Source organism: Streptomyces sp. JLYT201, assembly GCF_059448825.1.
In genome coordinates this window covers 6053843-6077523 of sequence record NZ_CM182551.1, presented here as the reverse complement: position 1 = coordinate 6077523, position 23681 = coordinate 6053843, and the positions used below count along the sequence as shown (strand labels likewise).

Sequence of the window (23681 nt, the reverse complement as noted above, 5' to 3'; positions counted from 1 at the left end):
GGCGTCAGCCTACCGAGGCGCCATCGAACGCAGCTTCCCCCACACGACGAGCCGGTGGGTCGAGGTGTGGACCGGGGTGCAGGTGGTGAGCGTGAGGTAGTACCCCGGCTCGCGGAAGCCGTACCCCGGCCGCACGTCGCTGCGCGGCACGGCCTTCAGGACGCCGCGGTCGTACGGGGTGGTCCGGGGCAGCGTCCTGACGACGGCGTAGGTGTAGACGGCGGCGCGGGTCTCCACGGTGATCCGGTCACCGGCCCGCAGCCGGTCGAGGTGCCGGAACGGCTCGCCGTGGGTGTTCCGGTGCCCCGCGAGCCCGACGTTCCCGACCCGGCCGGGCTGGGCGGTGCGCGGGTAGTGGCCGACGTACCCCTTGTTGAGCACCGCTCGCTTGCCGATGCCTTCGGCGACGGGGGCGCTCCGGCCGAGGCGGGGGATGCGGAGGACGGCGTAGGCGGCGTGGGGGCGGGAGGGCGGGGGGACGCCGGGGCCGGGCCCGCGGTCGGCGTCGGGGACGGTATCGGGGGCGGTATCGGGGATCGCCTTGGGGATGATTGTCCTGGGGATCGCCTTGGGGGCGGCGTCGGGGGCGGTATCGGGCAGGGCCTGGTGCCCCCACTCCTCCTCCAGCCGCTGGACGGCGGCCCGCGCCCCGGCCCGGGCCTGCCGATTGGTCCACCACAGCTGGTGCACGACCAGCAGGAGCAGCACGAGGCCGAGGGTGACGAGGAGCTCGGCGGCGCACCAGAGGGAGCGGGCGAGGGCGGACCCGCGCTCCCCACGCTCTCCGCGGGCTCCGTGCGTGACGACGCGAACCACTCCGCCCCCTCCCGGCGACTCGGCAGGCCCGCAAGATAGGGCCGCGGCCGCGAAGAGACCAGCCCCGGGAGGGAGGTGCCCCGACGGGGTACCGAGGTCAGCCCCCCAGCGCGAAGCGAAGGGACGGGACGTACCGACGAGGGAGCGAGGCCCCCGCGGACGGAACGGACCACACCGACGACAAGGCCCATACACCCTGGCCGGGGTACGGCAGTACGGTGTCACCCATGCGCCCCGACACGCCTGCCGACCACGTCGACCACATCGCCGAAGCGGAGCGCCTGGAGCGCACCGCGGGCCTCTACCCGGAGGACGCCGAACACCTCCTCCTCCAGGCCGCGGCCCACCTGGAGCTGGCCGACGCCCGCGACCGCGCGACGACGCTCTACGACCAGCTGCTGTCCCCGTCGGCACCGCACCCGCCGGAGAACCCCACCCTGATCCGCGCGCTCAAGGCGGCGAACCTCTGGGAGTACGGCCACGAGGCGGAGGCCAGGGCGATCATCGACGGCGTACGCGGCCAGCGCCCGGCGGACGCGGCCCCGTGGGTGATCGTGGCGGAGTCCCTGGAGTCCCACGACGAGCTGGACCAGGCGCACGACACGTTCTCGGAGGCCCTGGCCCTCCTGCTCCCCGCGCCCGACCTCGAACCACCGTACGCCACGCACCCGTTGCTCTACGGCCGCCACCGCGTGCGGCGCCTGCTCGGCGCGCCGCACGACAACTGGGACGAGCGCGCGGACCGCGTCCACCGGGCCCGCGCGGCGGCGTCGGGCCGCACGCCGGTGCCCCTGGACGAGCTGCACGACCCGAAGCGGATCTGGACCCTCGGCTCGGAGAACCCGGAGGAGATCCGCGCCGAGATCACCCGCCTCCAGGCGGAACTGGGCACGTACCGGGAGGCCCTGTCCCGCCCCTTCCCGGTGGCGGTCCTGCACTGGCCCGCCACGGAACTCGCCGAGCTCCTGACGGCGTATCCCGGCCTGGCGGCCGAATACCCCTCCCACGAGGCCCACTTGACGACGATAGAGGCCTCCCTGCGCGAACTCTCGGCCTCCGGCACCCCCAACCTCGGCATCGTCACCGGCACGGTCCCCTCCTACGAAGCCTTCGCCGCCTCCGAGGGCACCCCACCGTCGGACCCGACCCTCCTCCCTCAGTACGCGACGACGCTGGCGGCGAGGGGGCGAGCACAGGAGTGGCCGCCACGCCCTTCGGAGGCTTGCTGGTGCGGGTCGGGCAATTCCTATGGGGAGTGCCACGGCGAACGAACCCGACCGAGCCACTGAACGTGCGACGTAGCGATGCCGGATCCCGCTCGCGCGACCCACGTCCCGCAACCCATACTGATGCCATGCCCCCGAACGCCTCATCCCCGGCTGTCGCCGCACGTATGAGTCGTCAGGCTTCCCGCGACACGGCACAAGAACTGGCCGTGCGCCGGCTCTTGCACCACAAAGGGCTGCGTTATCGGGTGCACGTCCCTGTCCCGGGGATGCCCCGCCGCACAATGGACGTAGCCTTTGGCAAGTGGCGCGTCGCCGTGTTCCTCGACGGCTGCTTCTGGCATGGCTGTCCCGAACATGCGACGAGCCCTCGGGCGAACGCACAATGGTGGCGCTCGAAGCTCGACCGGAACACGGCGCGAGATCAAGAGACCACCGACCATCTGCGCTCCGAAGGCTGGACAGTGCTGAGGTTCTGGGAGCACGAATCAGCGGAGGTGATCGCAGACCGGGTCGCAGCCGCTGTGATCGCCCGAAGGCCACCCCCATAGGGACTGACATCGAGTGGCGCAATTCAGCCTTCGATCGTGACCCGTATCGAACATCAGAACCCGCCCGCACCCAATAGTGTGTAGGCCTTGCGCGAGAGGGTGCACCCACGACTGGGGCCGACACCCTCTGACGCACCCGGAGACCCGTGCCGATCACGGAACGAACCCCATCGAGACACGGGATCGCTGCGGCTCGGATGTTTCAGTGAACGAGATCAAGGGGAATGGTCGCCTCCCATGGCTGATGAGCTCGACGGAATGTACGACACATTCAAGGCAATCCTGGACAAGTTCTCCCCAGCTGAATCAGTCAAGCGGCTGGAACAGCTCGGGATCAGCTCCGACATCATCGAGCAGATCCGCGACCGGCACGTACGGCAAACCATCCGGATCAAGGAGCTCGAAGAGCCGCGCGCGGTGGTCCTGGGGAATCGCGACACCTGGTACACGGGCCCCCAGCCCAAGGACAAGTGCTGGCCGGCAATTGTCGACTTGCTCCGCAAGGATAACTGGTCTCAGGAACCCGCGATCAAGAATCTTGATAATTCCTCGACGCGTATCGTCTCACTGCTGAACCATCCGAAGGAGAAAGCATTCTCCGCCCGAGGCCTAGTCGTCGGCCACGTACAGTCCGGCAAGACGACGAACTTCACCTCGGTCATGGCCAAGGCCGCCGACCGAGGCTACAAGCTTTTCATCGTACTGGCAGGAGTCCACAACGGCCTCCGTCGCCAGACCCAGGCCCGGCTGGTCCAGCAACTCATCGAGCCGAACCCCACGATGTGGTCGCAGTTGACCGGGATCGAGAAGGATTTCACCCCGCAGGAAAACCCGGCCTCGTACTTCGGGAAGAACAACAGAACCCACGTGCTCTGTGTGGTTAAGAAAAATGCGACGGTACTGCGCAAGCTGGCGGAATGGCTCGCCAAGGCTTCGGACTACCTTGCGGATTGCCCTGCCCTGATCATTGACGACGAGGCCGACCAGGCCACCGTGGCAACGAATTCGATCAACCCATTGATCCTCAGGATCATGAGTAATCTGCCAAAGTCCGCGTACGTCGGATACACCGCTTCGCCATTCGCGAACCTGCTCATCGACCCAAGTGCTGATGATCTCTATCCTCAAGACTTCATCGTCAACCTTCCCAAACCCGAAGGGCATTTCGGCACCGAGGTCCTCTTCGGGCGTTACGCGCTCGACGACGAGGATCCCGAGCAGCTTGACGACGGCTACGACATGATTCGCTCGGTCCCCGATGACGACGTGGCATGCGTACGGCCTGCGACGAGGGCAGATGTCGACGGCTTCGAACCAGTCATCACCGATACGCTCCGCACGGCAGTCGAATACTTCTGGTTGGCCACAGCGGCACGGCGGGTGAGAGCAACCGGCAACCCCCACAGCACAATGCTGATCCACACCAGCGTCAACACCGCAGTGCACAACAGCTTCAAGAAGCCCCTGGAAAATCTGCGCAACCGGTCGGCACAGTCACTGACAGATGCCGCATTCCTCTCCCGGCTGCGCAGCAAGTGGGAAGAGGAGACCGACCGCGTCCCAGCGGAGATCTTCGGCGAGACGAAGGTACCGTTCGATCAGCTGCTACCCGAATTGCCAGGTGTCCTCGACAGCTGTCGCGTCATTATGGACAACTCCAGCAGCGAGGATCGCCTGGACTACGAGAACGGACCGGTCGTAGCCATCGCCGTGGGCGGCAACACCCTCTCCCGAGGACTGACGCTCGAAGGCCTTTCAGTCAGTTACTTCGTCCGCGCTGTATCGGCATACGACACACTGTTGCAGATGGGGCGTTGGTTCGGCTTTCGGAACGGCTATGCCGACCTGCCACGGATCTGGATGACCGACGAGCTGGCCGAGTGGTTCCGACACCTAGCCACGGTAGAGACGGAGATGCGGCGCGACATCGACGTCTACATGACCGAGGACGAGACGCCTCTCACCTTCGCCGTCCGGCTGCGCACCCACCCCGCCCTGCGTGTGACCGCCGCCGCCAAGATGCAGAACGCCGTCACCGCGGCTTCTTCGTACGGCGGCAAACGGGTTCAGACCCACTACTTCCACACCAACGAGGACTGGCTGAGCAGAAACATCAACGCCGCCCGCAACCTGGTCAGAGCCGCAGCCACGAACGCCGTCAGGACGGAGGCGCGCCCGACGGAAGGCCGGTACGTGTTCCGGTACGTCCCTCACAGCTTCGTCATCGACTTCCTTTCGAGCTACAAGTTCCATGAGAAGTCCTCAGAGAACGACCCTGAACTGATCATCAAGTACATTCGCAAGCGGGTTACCGAATCCGGCTCGCTCGGCCGGTGGAACATTGCGATCGTCGGCAACCCCAAGGGGGGCATCTTTCCATTCGCGCCGGGCGTGGCCGTGGGGCGGAATATCCGCGCTCGGCTCAAGGTCGACAATCCCATTGACGACTTTGCCGACATCAAGACACTGATGAGTCGCCGTGACGCAGCGGTAGACCTTCCCGGGGACACCTCGAAGCTGACCGAGAAAGCCATCGCGAGTCAACGGAGCGAGCTGCTCCCGGACATCGGTCTGCTGGTTCTGTACCCGATCGACAAAGTGTCCGATCCGATTCCGTCGAGCAACCCGAGGAAGCAGCTGTTGCGCGCTCCCCTGAACGCAGAGGATCACGTGATCGGTGTCGGCTTGGTCTTCCCGGAGCCACGAGGCGGAGACAGCACGGTGCACAGCTATATCTCTGCGGACCTGTCCAACGTATCGATCGAGTATGAGGACTTCAGCCTCCTCGACAGCGAGGACGAATGAGGGACGACACCCTGCGCAAGGCCGTGGACGAGCACTGGGCCAGACTCGAGGAGGCGCTGAGCACTGGCGAGCGTCGGCTGCGCGTGTCCGAACTGCCGGTCGTCTCAGAGCACGGCCCGTTGGCGGTGGCGGTCGACCACGACAGACATCGACATGTTCTGGTACCGATCCCTACCCATCGCAAGGTCCGTCCCGGCCTGAACGGCCCCACTCTGCTGTTGCGCAAGCGCCCACTCGAGGGCGCGGACAGCTACCAGACCTATGCCGATCTCGTCTGTCTCCGCGAAGACCTCAACGACCTTTTCACGGAGCTGTGCGTCGACATCCTGGACGAGACCAAACGACTGCCTCACAACCCGACCAAAGCCCTCTATCGGGCTCTTGACCGCTGGAGGGCTCTCTTCCGGACTCACAGCGACCCATTGGACGCCGGGCAGCTCGCAAGCCTTTTCGGCGAATTGCTCGTGCTCAACCGGATCATCGCGAAGGACGCGAGTGCTCACCGGTGCTGGCACGGGCCTGAGAGGTATCGCCACGACTTCGCCAGCGGTGTCACCGCCATCGAAGTGAAATGCAGCACTTTCGGTGGCGGGCGGAAGGCGCGGATACACGGTCTCGGCCAACTCGAAGTGCCAGAGGGCGGAACCCTCTGTCTGGCCTGGTTCCGTCTGCGGCGCACCACTGCGAACGGCGACGGCACAGGACTCGTGGAGTCGATCGAGCAGGCGCTGCAACTGTGCGACGACGAAGGTGCGCTCCTGGAACTCCTCGTGGGCGCCGGGTACCACCACCGTGAGGATGCCGCACGGTACCGCGATGTGCGCTTCACCGTCGAGGAGGAGAGGTGGTACGAGGTCGACGCCAACTTCCCCGGGCTGACGGGCCGAGCCCTCACTGCGGCAGGTGTACCCGTGTCGGTCACGGACGTCGAATACACCATCGACCTGTCCGGCGAGGTGCCTGCCCCACTCACTCCTGGAAAGATCTCCCGAACGATCGACAAGCTGATCCAGGAGCCCGTGTGACAGCAACCAACTGGTTCTCTCAGCCCTACCCTCCCGAAGGCGCGAGCGCGGCAGAGGGAATTCGAAACCAACTCGGGCGTCCGGAACTCGATCTGCTCACCATCCTGGTCCGTGAGTCGGCACAGAACAGCTGGGACGCTCGATCGACGCCGCCCTCAGGTCCTGTCAGCTACTCCATCGACCTGTGGGCGGTCGGCCCGGCTCACGCCAGGGCGTGGCGGGAACTGCTCCTCGAAGGAGCCCCCGCCGGCGTGGAGAACTTTCCGCTCCGCGAGTCGCTCCAACGCGGCCCCATCCGAACCCTTGCGGTCTCCGACCGCGGCACGCGAGGGCTTGGAGGCCCCACTCGCGCCGATGACGCCGTCGACGCCGACCGCGACTTCGTATCCTTCATCCGCAACATCGGCGAACCGCGCGACGTCGCACTGGGCGGCGGTACCTACGGCTTCGGCAAGGGCATCTTTTATCTCTTGTCCAAGCCGGGGACCGTCCTCGTGCACTCCCGATGCCGCAATACGCGAGGAGAGTTCGAAACCCGACTCATCGGATGCGCCCTGTGGAAGAGCTACGTGGGCGCTGGGCCTGAGGGAAACCGTCGATACACGGGTCGGCACTGGTGGGGGGACAACTCGGGGGAATTCGTGGAACCCCTGGTCGACCGGGCTGCCGAGGAGATGGCCCTACGCCTAGGCCTCAAGCCCTTTGGGCCCGAGGAGACCGGCACAACCGTCATCGTCGTCGACCCGAACCTGGACGAGCTCTCTCCGTCCGAGGCTGCCGACTACTTGGCCGAGACCATCGCCTGGCATCTCTGGCCCAAGATGCTCCCTGAGGGCGGGAGCTCACCTTCCATGCGCTTCTCCGTCACCTGCGACGGCCTCGAACACGACGTGCCCGATCCGCAGGAGAATCACCCACTCAACATGTTCGTCGCTGCCTACGAGGCCATGCGTGGGCCGAGCGGCATCGACGTGGAATGTCGTAAGCCCAAGAGGTACTTGGGACGGTTGGGCCTGGTCAAGCGGGTCATGCCGCCGCTGGAACCGAGTCGCGCCTCGCGCATGCTCGACATCGAGCAGCTCATCCATCACGTGTGCTTGATGCGGCCCGCGGAGCTCGTCGTCACATATCGTCCGGGCCCTAAACCTCCGAGCGTGCACCAGGGCTACGCGGGCGTCTTCCGGGCCGACAAAGCCATGGATGAGATCTACGCGAAAGCCGAACCTCCCACGCACGATGCCTGGAACCCACAGTCGCTCGAGCGTCCCGAGAGCACATTCGTGCTCACGACGTTCCGACGCATCGGCGAATCGTTGGAGAGCCTGCTCTCCCTGGGAGGTGCCGCCCGTTCGGGAGCCAGCAATGTCGCCCTGGGAGCAGCCAGCTCAGTCTTCTCCGGGTTGGTGGGGGGAGCCTGGGGGATCGGTGGTGCCACTGCCTACTCCAAGTCGGGCAGCGCCTCCACTCACGGAGCAAGGTCGAGTGAAACGAAAGCGGTCGCATCTCATGAACCGGGTCGTTCCGCTCCGACGGCCGTGCCGAGCGGCAGGGAGCGGCCCCACTCCGGCGGGCTCCCGGGCCCTACCCACCTCGATACCGGCCGACGCTCTTTCACCGATGGGCCGGGGAACCCTTCGCCCGGTACGCCGCGTCATCGACCGCGCGTGCAGTACGTCGGTGACGCCTACTACAACGATCGCGGCACCCTCACAGTGCTCATCCAGGAGTTCCGACTTCCGGTGCCCGGCCCTCAGCGGGTCCGCATCGACCTGGCTGTCACGCTCCCGGGTACCGGTGGGCGAGAGACAGATCCCCCTATTGGAGCGAGCATGCCCGCACTCGTCGGCTGGGAGGACGACAACGGCCGCCTGCACGACGCCGAGATCTGCGTCATCGAAGGTGGAGGCGAGGCTGTCTGGCGAGCTGTCGTGCGTCCCGCACCGGACACCATGACTGAGATCGGGATCAAAGTTGAGGCAGTGAGGGGCCAGTGACCCGGCGTGTTCTTCCATACCGCAGTCCGTCCGAGGACGTGGTCGTCGCCCGGGACTGGTCGCTGGTGACTGAGGACGGCGAGGTGGCCATGCCCGAGGCCTTGCCGGATTGGGACTACCAGATGGACCTGCATCTACGCAGGACCATTCAAGTCGACCTCGACCAAACGCGAGCCCAGTCGGGGTTGCCGACCGATGCACCGCTCACTCTCTCAGCTGTGTGGACAGCCACGGGGTCCAATCTCAGCGGACCCGCACAACACGTGCGCCTGTCCGAAGAGGGCACCGTGACAGCCACGTTGGACATTCGGCTGCGGGGCGCCGACCTGGGCGGCCTACTCCTGCTCGACACAGCTCTCGTACTGGCCGAACGCCGTGGCGACGCGCACCCGTCCTCGCCTCGTCGGGCAGGCTCAGTGCTGTGGAGTGATCGAGAGTCACTGCGCCTCCAAGGTGACGCGCCACAGTTCCCCATGGCTGTGATCGACTTCGACCGCACGTCCTTTCCGAGCAACGCCGCCTGGCACCTGCAGATCAGCGGGGGTTTGGAGAGCGCGACAATGGGTTCGTTGCTGTTGCTCGTCAATGAGCGCAACACAGTGACCGCCACCGCGTTCGAGAACGCGGGCAAGCCGCGCCCGGTGGACCGGATCGTACTCTCCGCAGTGTATGCGGATACTGCTCGGATCATGATCGAGCACGCGCTCGGCAATGAAGACTTCACTGAGGACTCCACCTTCCCGGACGGCTCGCTGGGTGCCACTCTGGTTACCCTCTTCAACCATCTGTTCCCAGGTCAGGCAATCGCCGACGTGCGACTGCGCCAACGGCAGTCGCCCGCTCTGTTCGCCTCCGACCTGCAAGCAGCCGTCAAAGTGTTCGAGGTGTCGTGATGGGCTTCCTCTATCCCCGGTTGCTAGCCGCCCAGGCCAGACCTCTCTTCGAGGAATACCGCCCTCTTCCGATCACCGAGCTGACCGACCTCTCGGCCATCAGTCATGAGTCTGCAGTCTATGTGGCCACGGGTGGTGACCGGATTTCCTCCGGCCAGCTCAGGGAACTACGTGACAGCGTGCTCAGCCTCGCCATGGAGGCCGGGTTCCCCGACCACTCGGATCGCAACCGCAACGCCGACTTCGACCTTCGGCTCGCTGCGCTGCTGCATGCCGAGATGGGCATGGTCCCCGCAGAAGCCGCCTCTCGGGACGTCTGGGCCTTCCTTTCTCTGGTGCTACTCCCGGACGTCGCTTTCTGGCGGTACCCGCAGCCGCCCAGAGACCGCGTCCTCGGTACGGACCTGACCCGCCATGTCTTCGGCCGGTTGTGGTGGCGGGCCCAGCTTGTGCGGTCCTCGGACGATCCCGAGCCTTACAGCGCTCTGAAGATCCTCGGTGAGGCCGCATTCGACCAGATCTACGCGCGCCGTGCCGCCCTCGGCGGAAGCCCTCACATGGTCCGGGCCATCCTCCACGTCTGGAAAGATCTCGATCTTGCCGGGTTGAACGAGCGGGAGACCCTGCGCGACTTCCTCAAGAGACTGCTGCGGCTCGCCCCGTTCGTACTCTTCGATGGCGTCGAGAGTGACGCTCTCCATGAGGAACTGCACGCGGTCGCCCAGGAGTCCATCGAAGCCCAACGGCCGAGTCCCGTGCCCATCTCGGCGACCACCACACAAACTCATCAAGCATCGCACCAGATCATCGGCAAGGGCGGGGATCCAAAGAGCGCATTCCCTTCAAATGAAGCGTCCGTACTCGATGCGAAGGGAAAAGGGCAGAAAAGATCCCATCGGTTCCGCTCTGTCGAGTTCTGCGCCGGTGCCGGCGCCCAGGCCCTGGGGCTTGAGCGCGCCGGTTTCGATCCGGTCATCCTCATCGACAGCAAGGCCGACGCCTGCTTCACGATCAACCTCAACAGGTCTGAGTGGAACGTTGTTTGCATGGACGTGATGGAATTCCAGCCGATCATGTTCCCTGATGTCTTCAATGCTGATCTAGTGAGTGGCGGCCTCCCCAGGGTCAGGTCCTCTGCCAGCATCGGGCGCGCTGAGGACACAGAGGAACGCAAGGTCCTCAGGGCCGTGATCGGGTTGACACGCACCATCCGGCCGAAGGCCGTGCTGCTGGAGAACGTGCCGGACCTAGTGGAGAGTTCGGAATTCGAGTTCGATCGTTCCTGGATTGAGTCCGAACTCGAAGGCGCTGGCTATCACTCGAGTTGGAAGGTCCTCAACGCCGCGGACTTCGGTGTGCCGCAGAACCGAAGAAGTGGCTTCTTGGTGAGCCTGCGAGCCCCGTACTACTCACGTTTCTCATGGCCTGAGCCGACAGATCAACCTCCCCCCACAGTCGGCCAAGTACTCGGCCGCTCCATGTCCGCGAACGGTTGGCCCGGTGCACAACGTTGGATCAAGGACGCCGACCGCATCGCACCACCTCTCATCGGGGGTTCGGAACGGCGCGGCGGGGCAGACCTCGGTCCAACCGGTAGCAAGAGGGCTTGGGCCACGCTCGGCGTGAACGGCAACAGCCTCGGCAACGAACCACCGGACGCGGACTTCCCCGCAGACGAGCACCCCAAGCTGACCATCGACCAAGCTGCTGCGATCCAGGCGTTCCCGGCGGACTGGCGGTTCTTCGGCGGCAAGACGTCGCGGTATCGCCAGATCGGTCACGCCATGCCTCCCCCCGTCGCAACCGCCGTCGGACATGCCATCGCGGCTGCGCTGCACAGCTAAGATCCCCTCATGCGCATGCCCCGCCCCCACGAATCCGCCCCCATCACAGTTGTTGATCTCTTTGCTGGGTGCGGCGGCTTCACCCAGGGGTTCCATGCCTTCCGCCCGAAGGGGGACGAGAACGGTGGCCCCGTGTTTCACAGCATTGCTGCAGTGGAGCATGACGCCGCGGCGGCTGCCACATACGCCGTGAACTTCGGACAAGCCAGGCCAGACAAGTCCATTCCGCCCGCCCGCGTTCACTTCGGCGACATCGAGGAGTGGGACCCCACACCCGAGGCACTGCACGCAGACGTAGTGGTGGGGGGTCCTCCCTGCCAAGGCTTCTCAGCTCTGAACCGCGACAAGAAGGGCAGCGAACGAAATCGTTTGTGGGAAGACTACGTTCGCATTGTGGCCAAGGTCCGCCCCAAGGTCTTCGTGATCGAGAATGTCGACCGATTCCTCAAGTCGGACGAATTTCACAATCTACTCAGTCAGGTGGACAAGGGCGGCCTACTGGAGGACTACCACCTTGTCGATCCTCCCGGCTATACGCCGATGGATTCGCCTGACCAGAAGAACAAACGCTATCTTCTCAACGCCGCAGACTACGGAGCGGCCCAGGCCCGCAGACGGGCCATTGTCATCGGCATACGCCGTGACGTGGGCGAACGCGAGATGACGTACCCGAATGCAACCCACATGCGGCGCCCGAAGCGCGGCCTCGGTTCCTCCGACCAGCCACTCGAAAGCGTCGACGCCGGTATCACGTACTGGCAGGCCGTGGACGGCGTGTTTGACGAATCATCACATCTGATGCTCCGTGGTACCGAACTGCCGGACAGCAAAGACCATATCGCCGAGATCGATGCCGTGGTCCCAGGGATTTTCTCGACCAGAGACCTACACTTCGGTCGCAATCCGGAACCACTCTCGAGAGGTCGGTATCTCGCTATCCCCGAAGGCGGAAACCGGAAGGACCTCCAGGGAAAGTGGTACACGCTCAACGCCGACGGCAGCATTCAAATCTTCGACACCCCGAAACCTGCAGGGGTGAAAACTCCTGTCGAATATCTATCCACCACAAGCTGGGACAATCACAACACCGGCTCCGGTGACGTCATGGGAAGGCTCCGCAAGGGCCAGCCCTCAGTGACCATCCGAACCGAGTTCTTCAAACCCGAAAAGGGCCGCTACCTCCACCCGACGGCTGCCCGTCCGATCACCCACTACGAAGCGGCACGGATCCAGGGATTCCCTCTCGACTTTCGTTGGTGCGGCTCGAAAATCGAAATCGCCCGGCAGATCGGCAACGCCGTTCCCGTTCCGCTCGGCACCGCTATTGCCTCAGCGATCCACAGCTTCTTGCGCGGCTGATCCAGGGAAGGGGCCTGACTCCACCCCCGAAGATCGGCAGCCCAGGCATACTTCGTCGGCTCTCTCCACCTGCAGGCCTCCCCTCTGGAAATCACCGCCCATTACGCTCAGGGCAAGGGACCGGCCCCTTATGGGCCGGTCCGCCCAAGGACAGCCCGAAGGCGAGGCAAGCATGGCCAAGGTCCAGGTACCCCCGGCAGCGGTCGCGGTGGGTGGGCTCGTCGGTGGGTACGCCACCGCCCGGTTCACCAAGAAGCGGCCCCTCGGTGGGGTCGTGCTCGCTGCTGCCGGGGCCGTCGCTGCCAAGGGGTGGCAGGAGCGGGCCGGGGGCAAGGCCGCCGTCGGGCTCGGGGCGGCGTACGTCGCCGCCTTCGCCGGGTCCCACCCGCTCGCCAAGAAGGTCGGGGCCTGGCCCGCCGTGTTCGGGGTCGCGGGTGCCGTGGGGCTCGCCTCGTGGCTCGTGGCGGACCGGCGGCGTTAGAGATCTACGGCGTTAGAGACCTGCGGCTTCGCCGCCTACGCGTTACTCCCGGCAGCCCCGCCCGCCCCAGCCCGGAGCTGCCGTGCGAACCCCGCCACCGCGAGCACCGCGGCCCCGCCGACCGCCACGAACACCACCCAGGCCAGCGGCCACAGCGACGCGTCCGGGGGCTCGTGGGTCAGGAACGACGCCAGGAGGAGGCCGGCCGGGGGTGCGGCCACCACCGGCAGGACCCAGTACAGGCGGTCGCGGTAGCCGAAGTAGGCCGCGAGGGCCAGGACCGTGACGACGACGCCGGTGATGCCCATGTCCGTGACGGGGGACGTCTCGTCGATGCCGCCCGGCGACTCGGCACGGTTGCGCAGGTCCCAGGGCAGGAACAGGAGGTACGTGGCGGCTGCCAGGCCCGCGCCGAGCAGGCGGACCGTCCCGCGCTCCAGGAGGGGGCGGGCGGGCAGGGGGCTCAGTGCGCTCATGTGTACGACGATGGCGTGCGGGCCGTGGGTGCCGCCTGAGTACGCGTACTCAAGTGCCGTCCGGGCGAGCGCAGTTCCCCGCGCGACAGCCCACTCCACCGGAAGCCCATCGGAGCCCGCCGGGGCCCAGCAGAAGCCCGCCGAAGCCCGGCGGAGCCTCGCCGGAACCCGGCCGCACCCCGGCGGCACCCGGCGGCGCACCCGGCCGCACCCCAGCCACCCCCTCACCCCACGAACAACCGCGAAACCGAGTAGATCGCCAACCCCGCCAGCGAGCCCACCACCGTGCCGTTGATGCGGATGAACTGGAGGTCGCGGCCGATGTGTGCCTCGATCTTCTTCGAGGTGTGGTCCGCGTCCCAGCTCGCGACCGTGTCGGTGATCAGCGACGTGATCTCGTCGCGGTACGTCGTCACGACGTACACCGCCGCGCCCTCGACCCAGCCGTCGACCTTCTGCTGGAGGCGGGCGTCACCGGCCATGCGCGCGCCGAGCGAGAGGAGCGCCGCCCGCACCCGGAGCCGCAGCTCGCTGCGCTCGTCCTCGGCGGCGGCCACGATCATCTGACGGACCGCCGACCAGGCGGAGGCGATCAGGTCCTGCACCTCGCCGCGGGCGAGGACCTCGCGCTTGAGGTGCTCCACGCGCGCCCGGGTGTCCGAGTCGGACTGCAGATCGGCGGCGAAGTCCGTGAGGAAGCGGTCGAGGGCCCCGCGCGCGGGGTGCTCGGGCATGTCACGCATCTCGGTGACGAAGCGGAGCAGCTCGCGGTAGACGCGCTCGCCGACCTTCTTGTCGACGAAGCGGGGGGTCCAGCCGGGGGCGCCGCCCTGCACCGCGTCCATGACCTGGTCGGCGTGCACCACCAGCCAGTCGTGGGCGCGGACGCACACCAGGTCGACGAACCGCCGGTGCCCGCCGTCCGCGACGACCTTCTCCAGCATCTTCCCCATGCCGGGCGCGATCTCCTGCGCGTCCGCCCGGCGCGTGATGGCCTCGCCGACCACGGCCTGGACGTCCGAGTCGCGCAGCACGGTCAGGGCGCCCCGCAGGGCCGTGGCCAGCTCGGCCGTCACCCGGTCGGCGTGCTCCGGCTCGGCCAGCCAGGTACCGAGGCGGCTGCCGATGCCCACGGCCCGCAGCCGCTGGCGTACGACCGTCCGGGAGAGGAAGTTCTCCCCCACGAAGTCACCCAGCGAGGCGCCCAGCTGGTCCTTCTTCTTGGGGATGATCGCGGTGTGCGGGATGGGGATGCCCAGCGGGTGGCGGAACAGGGCCGTGACCGCGAACCAGTCGGCGAGCGCGCCGACCATGCCCGCCTCGGCCGCCGCCGCGACGTACCCGGCCCAGGCGCCCGCGTCCTCGTGCTGCGCCCACTTCGCGAGGACGTACACGACGGCGACGAACAGCAGGAGCCCCGTGGCCGTGAGCTTCATCCGGCGCACGCCGCGCCGCTTCTCCTCGTCGGCCGCGCTGTAGGTGAAGCCGGAGCCACCGGAGCCACCGGAGCCAGGGGTGCCTGTCGGGTCCTCCGGGTCCGCCGGGACCGCCGGGTTCGACGGATCCACCGTGCCCGCCGGGCCTGCCGTGTCCAGCGCGTCCGCCGTGTCCAGCGCGCCCACCGTGCCCCGCGCGTCCGGCCCGCCCGTGGAGGCCGCGGCGCCCCGCCGAGCCCCGGAACCCGTTTCGAGCGGTTCCTCACCCTTGATGCGATTCATACCCAGCGCCCCGTCTCGCGTAGTTCGTCGTACGCATTGTCCCTTCAGGCCCCCTCCGGGTGCCCTTCAGCGGATCCCATCCGGGTTCCCTTCAGACCGACTCCCGGAACGGACGAGGAGTTCCCGGCGTCTGAAGGAGCGGAGGGGGCACCGTCGGCTCCCTCGCGGCCCATGACGCATCATGGGGTCATCACACCGGAGCCTCGGGCTCCCTCTGCCCGAGGAGAAAAAGGCCGCATGACCAAGCGTCACGGTTATGCACTGCTGGCCGCCTTGCTCGCGGTCACCGTGGTCGTATCGGCGGCCATATACCTCGGCGTCACGGGCGCCGACGACACCGGGGACGCGTCCGGCGCTGGCCCCCGCGCACCGCGCAACTCCGCGGCCCCCGCCTCCGCGGGCACCTGGGTCGGGACCTGGTCCGCGTCCCCGGCGGGCGCCGAGCCCGGCACGCAGGCCCACGGCCTCGCGGGCCGCTCCCTGCGCAACGTGGTGCACACCAGCGTGGGCGGCGACGGCGCCCGCGTCACCCTCTCGAACCTGTACGGCAGCCGGCCGCTGACCGTCACGCACGCCTCCCTCGCGGTGGCCGCCGGGGCCGGCAGCCCGGCCGCCGCCGCCGACACGCTGCGCCGCCTCACCTTCCGGGGCGAGACGTCCGTCGTCATCCCGCCCGGCCGCCAGGTGGTCAGCGACGCGGCCCGCCTGCGCGTCCCGGACGACGCGGACCTGCTGGTCACCACGTACTCGCCGACGCCCTCGGGCCCGGTGACGTACCACCCGCACGCCCGCCAGATCTCCTACGTGGCCGACGGCGACCGGACCGAGGACGCGACCGGGGCGGCCTACCACGAGCAGAGCCCGTACTGGCGGTACGTCTCCGCCGTGGACGTCCTCAGCAGCGACACGGACGGCACGGTCGTCGTCATCGGGGACTCGATCACCGACGGCATCACGTCCACCATGGGCGCCAACCGCCGCTGGACCGACGTGCTCGCGGACCGGCTGCGCGACGAGCCGGGCGCACCGCGCTACAGCGTCGTCAACCAGGGCATCAGCGGCAACCGCGTCCTGTCCGACGGGCGCCCCGCCCGCTCCGCGGACGCCCCCGCGAACAACCCCAGCGGCCTGTCCCGCTTCGACCGCGACGTCCTCGGCCGCAGCGGCGCCAAGGCCGTCGTCATCGCCCTCGGCATCAACGACATCCTGCGCAACCCGCGGCAGACCGATGCCCAGCGCATCCTCGACGGGCTGCGGGAGCTGACCCGCCAGGCCCACACCCGCGGCCTGCGCGTGGTCGGCGCCACACTCATGCCCTTCGGCGGCCACCGGGGCTACACCCCCGCCCTGGAGGCGGTGCGGCAGTCCGTCAACGCCGAGATCCGCTCGGGGCGGGTCTTCGACGACTTCGTGGACTTCGACAAGGCCCTGCGCGACCCGTACGACCCCCGCAGGCTCCTCGCCCGCTACGACTCGGGCGACAGCCTCCACCCCAGCGACGCGGGCTTCCGCCGCATGGGCGAGACCTTCGACCTGGGGGACCTGAAGGGGTCGGGCGCGGCCGAACTCTGAGAGAACGATCACCCGGCGGCGGCCGCCGGGCTGTGTTAGAGTTTCAGCGTTGCAGTTGTGGTACCCATGAACCTATGTGCGCCTGACGGGAATGTTTCCTCGGGCGCATTAGTTTTTTCCGGCATCTCCGGATGGGGCCTCTGCCTACAGTCAAGGAGAATGTCATGGCACAGGGAACCGTGAAGTGGTTCAACTCGGAAAAGGGCTTCGGCTTCATCGAGCAGGACGGCGGCGGCCCCGACGTCTTCGCCCACTACTCGAACATCGCCACCCAGGGCTTCCGTGAGCTCCAGGAGGGCCAGCGCGTCTCCTTCGACGTGACGCAGGGCCAGAAGGGCCCGCAGGCGGAGAACATCGTCCCCGCCTGATCGCCGGACGCGTATCCACTCACCGGGGTCCGTACCGTCACGGTGCGGACCCCGGTTTGTGCTGTTTCCAGGAAGGCAAGTACCCGCATGTCCCGCAGGCCCCAGAAGCCGAACCGGCGCGCGTCGTCGGCCAAGACGTCCTCGTCCAGGTCGTCCAAGTCGTCCGCGTCCTCGGCGCCGCCCGCGAGGGATTTCCGGCTGCCGGAGAACACGACACCCGCACTCCCCGCCGTCGAGGGCTTCGCCGATCTGGACATGCCTTCGGGCCTGCTCAAGACCCTCACCGCGCAGGGGGTGACCACCCCCTTCCCCATCCAGGCCGCCACGCTGCCCAACTCGATCGCCGGGCGCGACCTCCTCGGCCGCGGCCGCACCGGATCCGGCAAGACGCTCGCCTTCGGGCTGGCGCTGCTGACCCGTACGGCCGGCCTCCGCGCCGAGCCCAAGGCGCCCCTCGCCCTCGTCCTGGTGCCCACGCGTGAGCTCGCCCAGCAGGTCACGGACGCGCTGACCCCCTACGCGACGGCGGTGAACCTCCGTCTCGCCACCGTGGTCGGCGGCCTCTCCATCACCAAGCAGGCCGCCACGATCCGGCGCGGCGCCGAGGTCCTCGTGGCGACCCCCGGCAGGCTCAACGACCTCGTGGAGCGCGGGGACTGCGTGCTCGGTGACGTCCGCGTCACGGTGCTCGACGAGGCCGACCAGATGACCGACATGGGCTTCCTGCCGCAGATCACCAAGCTGGTCGAGCGCGTACGGCCCGACGGTCAGCGCCTGCTCTTCTCGGCCACCCTGGACCGGAACATCGACCGTCTGGTGCAGCGGTTCCTGACCGACCCGGTGGTGCACTCCGTGGACCCGTCCGCGGGCGCGGTGACCACCATGGAGCACCACGTGCTCCACGTTCAGGACGAGACGGACAAGAAGGCCGTCACCACGCGCATCGCGGCCCGCGACGGCCGGGTGATCCTCTTCATCGACACCAAGCGGGGCGCGGACCGGCTCGCCAAGCGGCTCCTGGCCGTGGGCGTGCGCGCGGCGGCACTGCACGGCGGCCGCTCCCAGCCGCAGCGCAACCGCACCCTGGAACAGTTCAAGAACGGGCAGGTCACCGCCCTGGTGGCGACGAACGTCGCGGCCCGGGGCATACACGTCGACGACCTCGACCTCGTCGTGAACGTCGATCCCCCGGCCGACCACAAGGACTATCTGCACCGCGGCGGCCGCACGGCCCGCGCCGGTGACTCCGGCAGCGTGGTCACGCTGGTCCTGCCCGAGCAGAAGCGGGACATCACCCGGCTCATGTCGGACGCGGGCATCCGCCCCCGGACCAGCCGCGTCACGTCGAGCGACACGGAGCTGGCCGACATCACCGGCGCCCGCGAGCCCTCCGGCGTGGCCGTCACCATCGAGGTCCCGCAGCCCCAGGCACCGGCCTCCGGCCGTGCCGACGGGGCGTCCGGCTCGGAGTCGCGCAGGCGGTCCAGCCGCCGGCGCCGCGGTGGCGGCGGGGCGAAGGCCGCGACGGGCACCGCGACCGGCACCACGGGCACGGCCGCGGGCCGGGGCTCGGAGCGCCGGGCGTCCGGCGGGACGGCGGCAGGCGCGGCCTCCGGCCGTGGCTCCGGCCGCCGGTCCGCGGCCGGTGCCGCCTCCGGCAACGCCGGGCGCGGCTCCGGACGGCGTACGGCGGCGGGCGGCGCCAAGGGCACGGGCTCCGGCCGCCAGGGCGGCCGCCGGGACTCCGCGGCCTAGTCCACCCCCGCGGGGCCGTCACGCCCCGCTCGTCAGGATGGTGTCGATCCGCTTCAGGACCGGCTGCGACTCGCGGTGCAGCCGGTCCAGGTCGAGGCCCTCGTCCCCCAGGACGACGAACAGGGCGTTGTCCCCGACCGCGTACACCGCCGCGCAGCCCCTGCTGCCGTACGACACCGCGCTGCGCAGCGCGCCCCGCTCGGTCATCGCGACCATGCGCTGGGAGAGGCCCAGGCTGGCCGCGGCGAGCGCGGCCAGGCTGTCGGCGTCGATCGCCTCGTCGGTGTCGGACACGATGAGCAGCCCGTCGACCGCCGCCACGGCCGTGTCCGTGACGCCCGCGAGCTGTTCGCGCAGCCCCCGCATCTCCGTCGCCAGTGCCTCGTGGTTCATTCCATGGCCCCCTCGGGCGTACGTGCGTGATGCAGGGCGATGTCACACGGGGTGCGGCGGCCGTCCGGGGGGCCCGCCGGGTCACCGGCCGCGCGGGGGCATGTCTATCAACCGGCGTGCGCCCCACCCCCGCATTCGCACAATGTGACGGAATGTGGTCCGGCCCGTGGATCGGGAATCGCTTTCCTTTCGATCGAGCGACTGTTTACTTCTGGTTCACCCTTTTCGGGGAGAAAATCGCTCACTCGCCCGGAGTACTGCCGGAACACGTCACGGAATGGGCGCCCTGCGGCACGGTCCTGTCGTTCTCGAACAGGTTCCGAGGGAATGCGCCAGGTCCTTCCGCCGGTGTCGTGGCGGTGCATAACCTCCGCGTCACCGCGGCACGGTGCGCCGACCGCCGCGCCGCGCGGGGAGGGGAGCCCGGTGTCCGGAATCGACGTGTGTCTGTACGAGGTCATGGCCCTGCCGGGTGCGCGGGGCGCCGCCCTCGTCGACTGGACGTGCGGCCTCGCCCTCGGCTCGGCGGGCGAACCGCCGCGCGGAGAGGCCGAGTCGGCCGCTGTCGAGGCGGCGGAGCTGGCCCGCCTCTCCGTGGAGTACGGCACCTTCCGGCCACCGGACGACGAGGAGCCGCCGGGCCCCGGGGCGCCGGGGGCCGTCGAGGACCTGATCGTCACCACCCGCACCGCCTACCACCTGCTGCGGTTCGTCGAGACCGGCGACGAGAGCAGCGTGTTCCTGCATCTGTGGCTCGACCGGGACGCGGGGAACCTGGCCGTGGCCCGCCTGTGCCTCAGGGACGCCGCCCGAAGGCTGGTCCTGGAGTGAACGCCACCGCGCCTCCGGTGCAGACGGCCCTGCCCGCGCGCTGCTCGACGCTCCAGCGCCTCGCCGCGGAGGGCGCCACCGGCGCGCTATTGCGCGACACCGGGACGCTGTACCTCACCGAGGGCCTGGTCAGCCACGCCGAGAGCGCGTCGGCCCCCGGCGTCGACGTCCTGCTCGTCGCGGGCGGGCGGCTGCCGCGCGCGGTCTGGGACGAGGCCGCGGGCCGGGCGGGCCCCCGGCGGCAGGTCGGCAGCCATCTGGTCGCCGAGGGGCACCTCACGCCCGGGGAGCTGGAGATCTGCCTGCTCACCGCGTTGTACGACGCCGCGCTCTTCGCCCTGGCCCCGGGCGGCGGGCCCACCCGGTTCCGGCGCGGCGTCGGCCACGGCATCGGGGCGGTGCGGCCCGTGTCCGCCGCCGCCGTGGAGCGGGAGGCCCGGCGGCGCAGACGGCTGCTCGACAGCGCCTGGCCGGGCCCCGCCATCGACACGGCGCCGCTGGTGCGGCGGCCGGGGCCGCCCGGCGGGAGCGTGCCGCGCCGCCAGCGCGCGCTGCTCGACCTGGCCGACGGCCGCCGCACCCCGGGCGAGCTGTCGCGGCTGCTCGGCAGGCCGGTCTTCCACGTCCTGCTCGAAGTGCGCCGCCTGGCGGTCGCGGGGCTGATCGACCCGCCGCGCCCGCCGCCGCCCGAGCCGGACGCCCCCGGCGTCCCGCCCCGGGACTCCCCCGTCGCCCGCTCCTTCGGGACGGACGGCTTCACCCCGCCCGACGTCGCGCTGCTGCGCCGGGTCCGCGACGCCCTGGAGGCCCTGTGACGCGCGGCGCCACGGGCCGGGGCGCGAGTGCTCCGTGAGGGGGCGGGCCGCGCGGCGCCGCGCCCTGAGGAGGCAGCTGATGGCGGTGGAACCCGACGTGCTCGACGAACTCGCACGGTTGCGGGCCCGAGTCCCGCAGCTGACCGGCGCCCTCGCGGCCGACACGGGCGGCCGCGTGCTCGCCCGGGACACCACGGACGAGGGGGCACAGCGTCTGGCCGCCCTCACCGTGGACGCCCTCCTCGCCGCCCTGCGGCTCGCGGACGCCGCGGGCCAGGGGCGTGCGGAAGAGCTGCTCGTCCGGGGCGAGGGGGGCTACGTAGCGGCGTACGCGGCGGGCCCCACCGCCGTCCTGACCCTCCTCGCGGAGCCGCGCGTGAACGTGGGCCGGCTCCACCTGGAGGGCCGCCGGGCCGGCGCCCGGATCGGGGAACTGCTCGACGGGGCGCTCGAACGACTGGAGGACACCTGACCATGACCCCTCCCACAGCCCGCTCCACCAACAGACGGAAAGGAAGTACGAGTCCCATGTACAACACCGAAACCGCCCTCAAAGAGGCGATGACCGCCATCGACGGCACCCTCGGCGCGGCCCTCGTCGACTACAGCAGCGGCATGGCCCTCGGCACCCTGGGCGGCAGCAAGGAGCTCGATCTGTCCGTGGCCGCGGCGGGCAACACCGACGTGGTGCGCGCCAAGGTGCGGACCATGGAGATGCTCGGCCTCAAGGGCGAGATCGAGGACGTCCTGATCACCCTCAGCGATCAGTACCACTTGATCCGGCTGCTGAAGTCCCGCAACAACAGCGGGCTCTTCCTGTACCTCGCGCTCGACAAGGACAAGGCGAACCTCGCGATGGCCCGGCACCAGCTGCGGCGCATCGAGGCGGAGCTGGACGTCTGACCGCCACGGCGGACGGCGGGGGCGGGCGGGCTACTGCCCGTCCCCGCCGTGGACGCCGCGGTGGCCGCCCTCCGGCCGCCGGTGGCGCAGCTCGTGGCGCTCCCGGTGCTGGAGGCGCCGGGCCTCCCGCTCCTCGATCCGCTCCTGGCGGCGCTGCTCCTTCAGGCGCTGGCGCTCGGCCTTGCGGAGCTTGCGCTCGACGCCGACGCCGCCCATCAGGGCGAAGCCGGTGACGGTCACCCGCGGGGAGCCGGGGGTGCCCTCGCCCGTGGCGTCGTCGCCGAAGCCGCCCATGATGCCGAAGCCCTTGACGGTGACGTTCAGTTCGGGCGGCACGGTGACCTGGATGCCGCCCATGATCGTGAAGCAGCGGATCACGACGTCGCGTTCGGCGAAGCGCGCCTCGCGCAGGTCGATCTCGCCGCCGCCCCACATCGCGAACGAGGTGAAGAGCCGCCCGATGGTCCAGCCGCCCTTGCGGTTGAAGCCGCTCCAGAGGGCGAAGGCGCCGCTGGAGGTGGGCTCGGCGCCCAGGACGACGCGCTCCGCCCAGTCGATCTCCGTCGAGCCGTCGTCGGCGGACCGCTTGACCAGGGACGTCTTGGGGGCGGGCGCGACCGCACCGGCCGCGGGCAGGTCCCGGGTGAGCGGCGCGAGGTCGCCGTACGTACGGGCGCGGTACGCCGTGTCCACCCGCTCGTTGAACTCGTCCATGTCGAGGCGACCCTCGGCGAGGGCCTCGCGCAGGACCTCGGCGACGCGCTCGCGGTCGGCGTCGGAGGCGCGGAGGCCCGGGTCCGGCGCGCCGGGGACGGCCGGCGGCGACGCTGAGGGCCGCGGCGCGGGGGGCTGGGAAGGCTCGGCGTCCGTCATACCCCGAAGCCTACGAGGTCCCCCGGTCGGCGTACATCTTGGCGATGACGGCCTCGATGTCCGGCTCGCGCACGGAGAGGTCGAGCAGCGGGTAGCGCTCGGCGACCGCGGCGACCAGCGGGGCCGCGGAGGCGTCCGCGGGGAAGGCCAGCCACTGCCGGGGGCCCTCGGTGCGCACGACCCGCGCCGACTCGACCTCCAGGGGCGGGAGTTCGTGCTCCAGGTCCACGATCAGCATGCGCTCGCTCTGGCCCGCCTCGTGGAGGCCGTCGAGCGGGCCGTCGTACATCAGGCGGCCGTGGTCGATGACCATGACGCGCTCGCAGAGCTGCTCGATGTCGGTGAGGTCGTGCGTGGTGAGCAGGACGGTGGTGCCGGACTCGGCGTTCAGATCGCGCAGGAAGCCGCGGACCTTGGCCTTGCTGACCACGTCGAGGCCGATGGTCGGCTCGTCCAGGTAGAGGACCTCCGGGTCGTGCAGGAGCGCCGCCGCGATGTCGCCGCGCATGCGCTGGCCGAGCGAGAGCTGGCGCACGGGGACGTCCAACAGGGCGCCCAGGTCCAGGAGTTCGACGCAGCGGTCGAGGTTCTCGGCGAACCGGGCGTCGGGGATCCGGTACATCCGGTGCATCAGGCGGTACGAGTCGATGAGCGGCAGGTCCCACCACAGCGTGGTGCGCTGGCCGAAGACGACGCCGATGTGCCGGGCCAGGCGGGTGCGTTCGCGGGCCGGGTCGATGCCCGCGACCCGCAGCCGGCCGCCGCTGGGCGTGAGGATGCCGGTGAGCATCTTGATGGTGGTCGACTTGCCCGCGCCGTTCGGCCCGATGTAGCCGACCATCTCGCCGCGCGGCACCCGGAAGGTGATGCCGTCCACGGCGCGCACCTCGTGCCGCTCGCGGCGCAGGAAGCCGGTCTTCCTGCGGACGTCGAAGACCTTCTCGACGCCGTCGAGGGTGATGAACGCGTCGGTGCCCACGAAG

22 protein-coding genes are annotated in these 23681 nt (G+C 69.1%); 16 read left to right on the top strand and 6 right to left on the bottom strand.

Translation table 11 applies throughout. The features are described from left to right. Window positions 1–9: 9 nt before the first annotated feature. A complete protein-coding gene (locus AC5WAM_RS25465) occupies window positions 10–816 on the bottom strand; it encodes a class E sortase (protein WP_495518905.1) in 807 nt (268 codons plus the stop codon). A gap of 227 nt (window positions 817–1043) precedes the next feature. On the opposite strand from AC5WAM_RS25465, the gene AC5WAM_RS25460 reads away from it, so the two are divergent. The 9 genes from AC5WAM_RS25460 to AC5WAM_RS25420 all read left to right on the top strand — a co-directional run bounded on the left by AC5WAM_RS25460 (window position 1044) and on the right by AC5WAM_RS25420 (window position 12994). Beyond that, complete coding sequence (locus tag AC5WAM_RS25460; protein WP_495518904.1) at window positions 1044–2105, top strand: SEC-C domain-containing protein; 1062 nt, start codon at window positions 1044–1046, stop codon at window positions 2103–2105. Window positions 2106–2170: 65 nt separating this feature from the next. After that, window positions 2171–2593: a very short patch repair endonuclease gene (locus AC5WAM_RS25455; RefSeq protein ID WP_495518903.1), complete on the top strand. Its 423-nt coding sequence runs from the start codon at window positions 2171–2173 to the stop codon at window positions 2591–2593. A 237-nt stretch (window positions 2594–2830) separates the two neighbouring features. Then, complete coding sequence (locus AC5WAM_RS25450) at window positions 2831–5398, top strand: Z1 domain-containing protein (RefSeq protein WP_495518902.1); 2568 nt, start codon at window positions 2831–2833, stop codon at window positions 5396–5398. Further along, window positions 5395–6423, top strand: a complete 1029-nt coding sequence (locus AC5WAM_RS25445) for a PD-(D/E)XK motif protein (RefSeq protein ID WP_495518901.1) — start codon at window positions 5395–5397, stop codon at window positions 6421–6423. Before AC5WAM_RS25450 ends, AC5WAM_RS25445 begins: the two co-directional genes overlap by 4 nt. Next, entirely contained in the window at window positions 6420–8417 is a 1998-nt protein-coding gene (locus AC5WAM_RS25440; RefSeq protein WP_495518900.1) for a hypothetical protein, read from the top strand. Before AC5WAM_RS25445 ends, AC5WAM_RS25440 begins: the two co-directional genes overlap by 4 nt. Window positions 8418–8455: 38 nt before the next feature. Beyond that, complete coding sequence (locus tag AC5WAM_RS25435) at window positions 8456–9310, top strand: hypothetical protein (RefSeq protein ID WP_495518899.1); 855 nt, start codon at window positions 8456–8458, stop codon at window positions 9308–9310. Further along, a complete protein-coding gene (locus tag AC5WAM_RS25430; RefSeq protein WP_495518898.1) occupies window positions 9310–11154 on the top strand; it encodes a DNA cytosine methyltransferase in 1845 nt (614 codons plus the stop codon). Before AC5WAM_RS25435 ends, AC5WAM_RS25430 begins: the two co-directional genes overlap by 1 nt. 9 nt (window positions 11155–11163) lie before the next feature. After that, a complete protein-coding gene (locus tag AC5WAM_RS25425; RefSeq protein ID WP_495518897.1) occupies window positions 11164–12513 on the top strand; it encodes a DNA cytosine methyltransferase in 1350 nt (449 codons plus the stop codon). Between the two features lie 172 nt (window positions 12514–12685). Next, window positions 12686–12994 (top strand): hypothetical protein, encoded by a 309-nt coding sequence (locus AC5WAM_RS25420; RefSeq protein ID WP_366794722.1) that lies wholly within the window; start codon window positions 12686–12688, stop codon window positions 12992–12994. A 35-nt stretch (window positions 12995–13029) separates the two neighbouring features. Here the strand turns inward: AC5WAM_RS25420 and AC5WAM_RS25415 are convergent, their stop codons facing one another. Beyond that, on the bottom strand, window positions 13030–13470 hold the full coding sequence (locus AC5WAM_RS25415) for a hypothetical protein (RefSeq protein WP_495518896.1): 441 nt from the start codon (window positions 13468–13470) through the stop codon (window positions 13030–13032). 224 nt (window positions 13471–13694) lie between these two features. Beyond that, entirely contained in the window at window positions 13695–14906 is a 1212-nt protein-coding gene (locus AC5WAM_RS25410; RefSeq protein WP_366794735.1) for a DUF445 domain-containing protein, read from the bottom strand. 519 nt (window positions 14907–15425) lie between these two features. Between AC5WAM_RS25410 and AC5WAM_RS25405 the strand changes: the two genes are divergently transcribed. The 3 genes from AC5WAM_RS25405 (at window position 15426) to AC5WAM_RS25395 (ending at window position 18883) form a co-directional block, all read left to right on the top strand. Then, a complete protein-coding gene (locus AC5WAM_RS25405; RefSeq protein ID WP_495518895.1) occupies window positions 15426–16760 on the top strand; it encodes an SGNH/GDSL hydrolase family protein in 1335 nt (444 codons plus the stop codon). 164 nt (window positions 16761–16924) lie between these two features. Next, complete coding sequence (locus AC5WAM_RS25400; protein ID WP_007502648.1) at window positions 16925–17128, top strand: cold-shock protein; 204 nt, start codon at window positions 16925–16927, stop codon at window positions 17126–17128. A gap of 87 nt (window positions 17129–17215) precedes the next feature. Next, window positions 17216–18883, top strand: coding sequence for a DEAD/DEAH box helicase (locus AC5WAM_RS25395; protein WP_495518894.1), 1668 nt, complete (start codon window positions 17216–17218; stop codon window positions 18881–18883). Window positions 18884–18901: 18 nt separating this feature from the next. Here AC5WAM_RS25395 and AC5WAM_RS25390 read toward each other — a convergent pair whose 3' ends face one another. Next, window positions 18902–19276: a roadblock/LC7 domain-containing protein gene (locus tag AC5WAM_RS25390; protein WP_172384396.1), complete on the bottom strand. Its 375-nt coding sequence runs from the start codon at window positions 19274–19276 to the stop codon at window positions 18902–18904. 426 nt (window positions 19277–19702) lie between these two features. Here AC5WAM_RS25390 and AC5WAM_RS25385 point away from each other — a divergent pair, with 426 nt between their 5' ends. From AC5WAM_RS25385 to AC5WAM_RS25370, 4 genes are all read left to right on the top strand, one after another. Then, window positions 19703–20107, top strand: coding sequence for a hypothetical protein (locus tag AC5WAM_RS25385; RefSeq protein ID WP_495518893.1), 405 nt, complete (start codon window positions 19703–19705; stop codon window positions 20105–20107). Continuing rightward, window positions 20104–20922 carry a transcriptional regulator gene (locus AC5WAM_RS25380; RefSeq protein WP_495518892.1) on the top strand — a complete coding sequence of 273 codons (819 nt, stop codon included), beginning with the start codon at window positions 20104–20106 and terminating at the stop codon, window positions 20920–20922. The genes AC5WAM_RS25385 and AC5WAM_RS25380 overlap by 4 nt, the downstream gene beginning before the upstream one ends. Before the next feature lie 79 nt (window positions 20923–21001). Beyond that, window positions 21002–21394, top strand: a complete 393-nt coding sequence (locus AC5WAM_RS25375) for a roadblock/LC7 domain-containing protein (RefSeq protein WP_366794727.1) — start codon at window positions 21002–21004, stop codon at window positions 21392–21394. Between the two features lie 56 nt (window positions 21395–21450). After that, on the top strand, window positions 21451–21825 hold the full coding sequence (locus AC5WAM_RS25370) for a hypothetical protein (protein WP_366794728.1): 375 nt from the start codon (window positions 21451–21453) through the stop codon (window positions 21823–21825). 30 nt (window positions 21826–21855) lie between these two features. On the opposite strand, the gene AC5WAM_RS25365 is transcribed toward AC5WAM_RS25370, so the two are convergent. Both AC5WAM_RS25365 and AC5WAM_RS25360 read right to left on the bottom strand, forming a co-directional pair. Then, window positions 21856–22698: a DUF1707 SHOCT-like domain-containing protein gene (locus AC5WAM_RS25365; protein ID WP_495518891.1), complete on the bottom strand. Its 843-nt coding sequence runs from the start codon at window positions 22696–22698 to the stop codon at window positions 21856–21858. A 10-nt stretch (window positions 22699–22708) separates the two neighbouring features. Then, window positions 22709–23677 (bottom strand): ABC transporter ATP-binding protein, encoded by a 969-nt coding sequence (locus AC5WAM_RS25360; RefSeq protein WP_495518890.1) that lies wholly within the window; start codon window positions 23675–23677, stop codon window positions 22709–22711. Window positions 23678–23681: the final 4 nt, after the last annotated feature.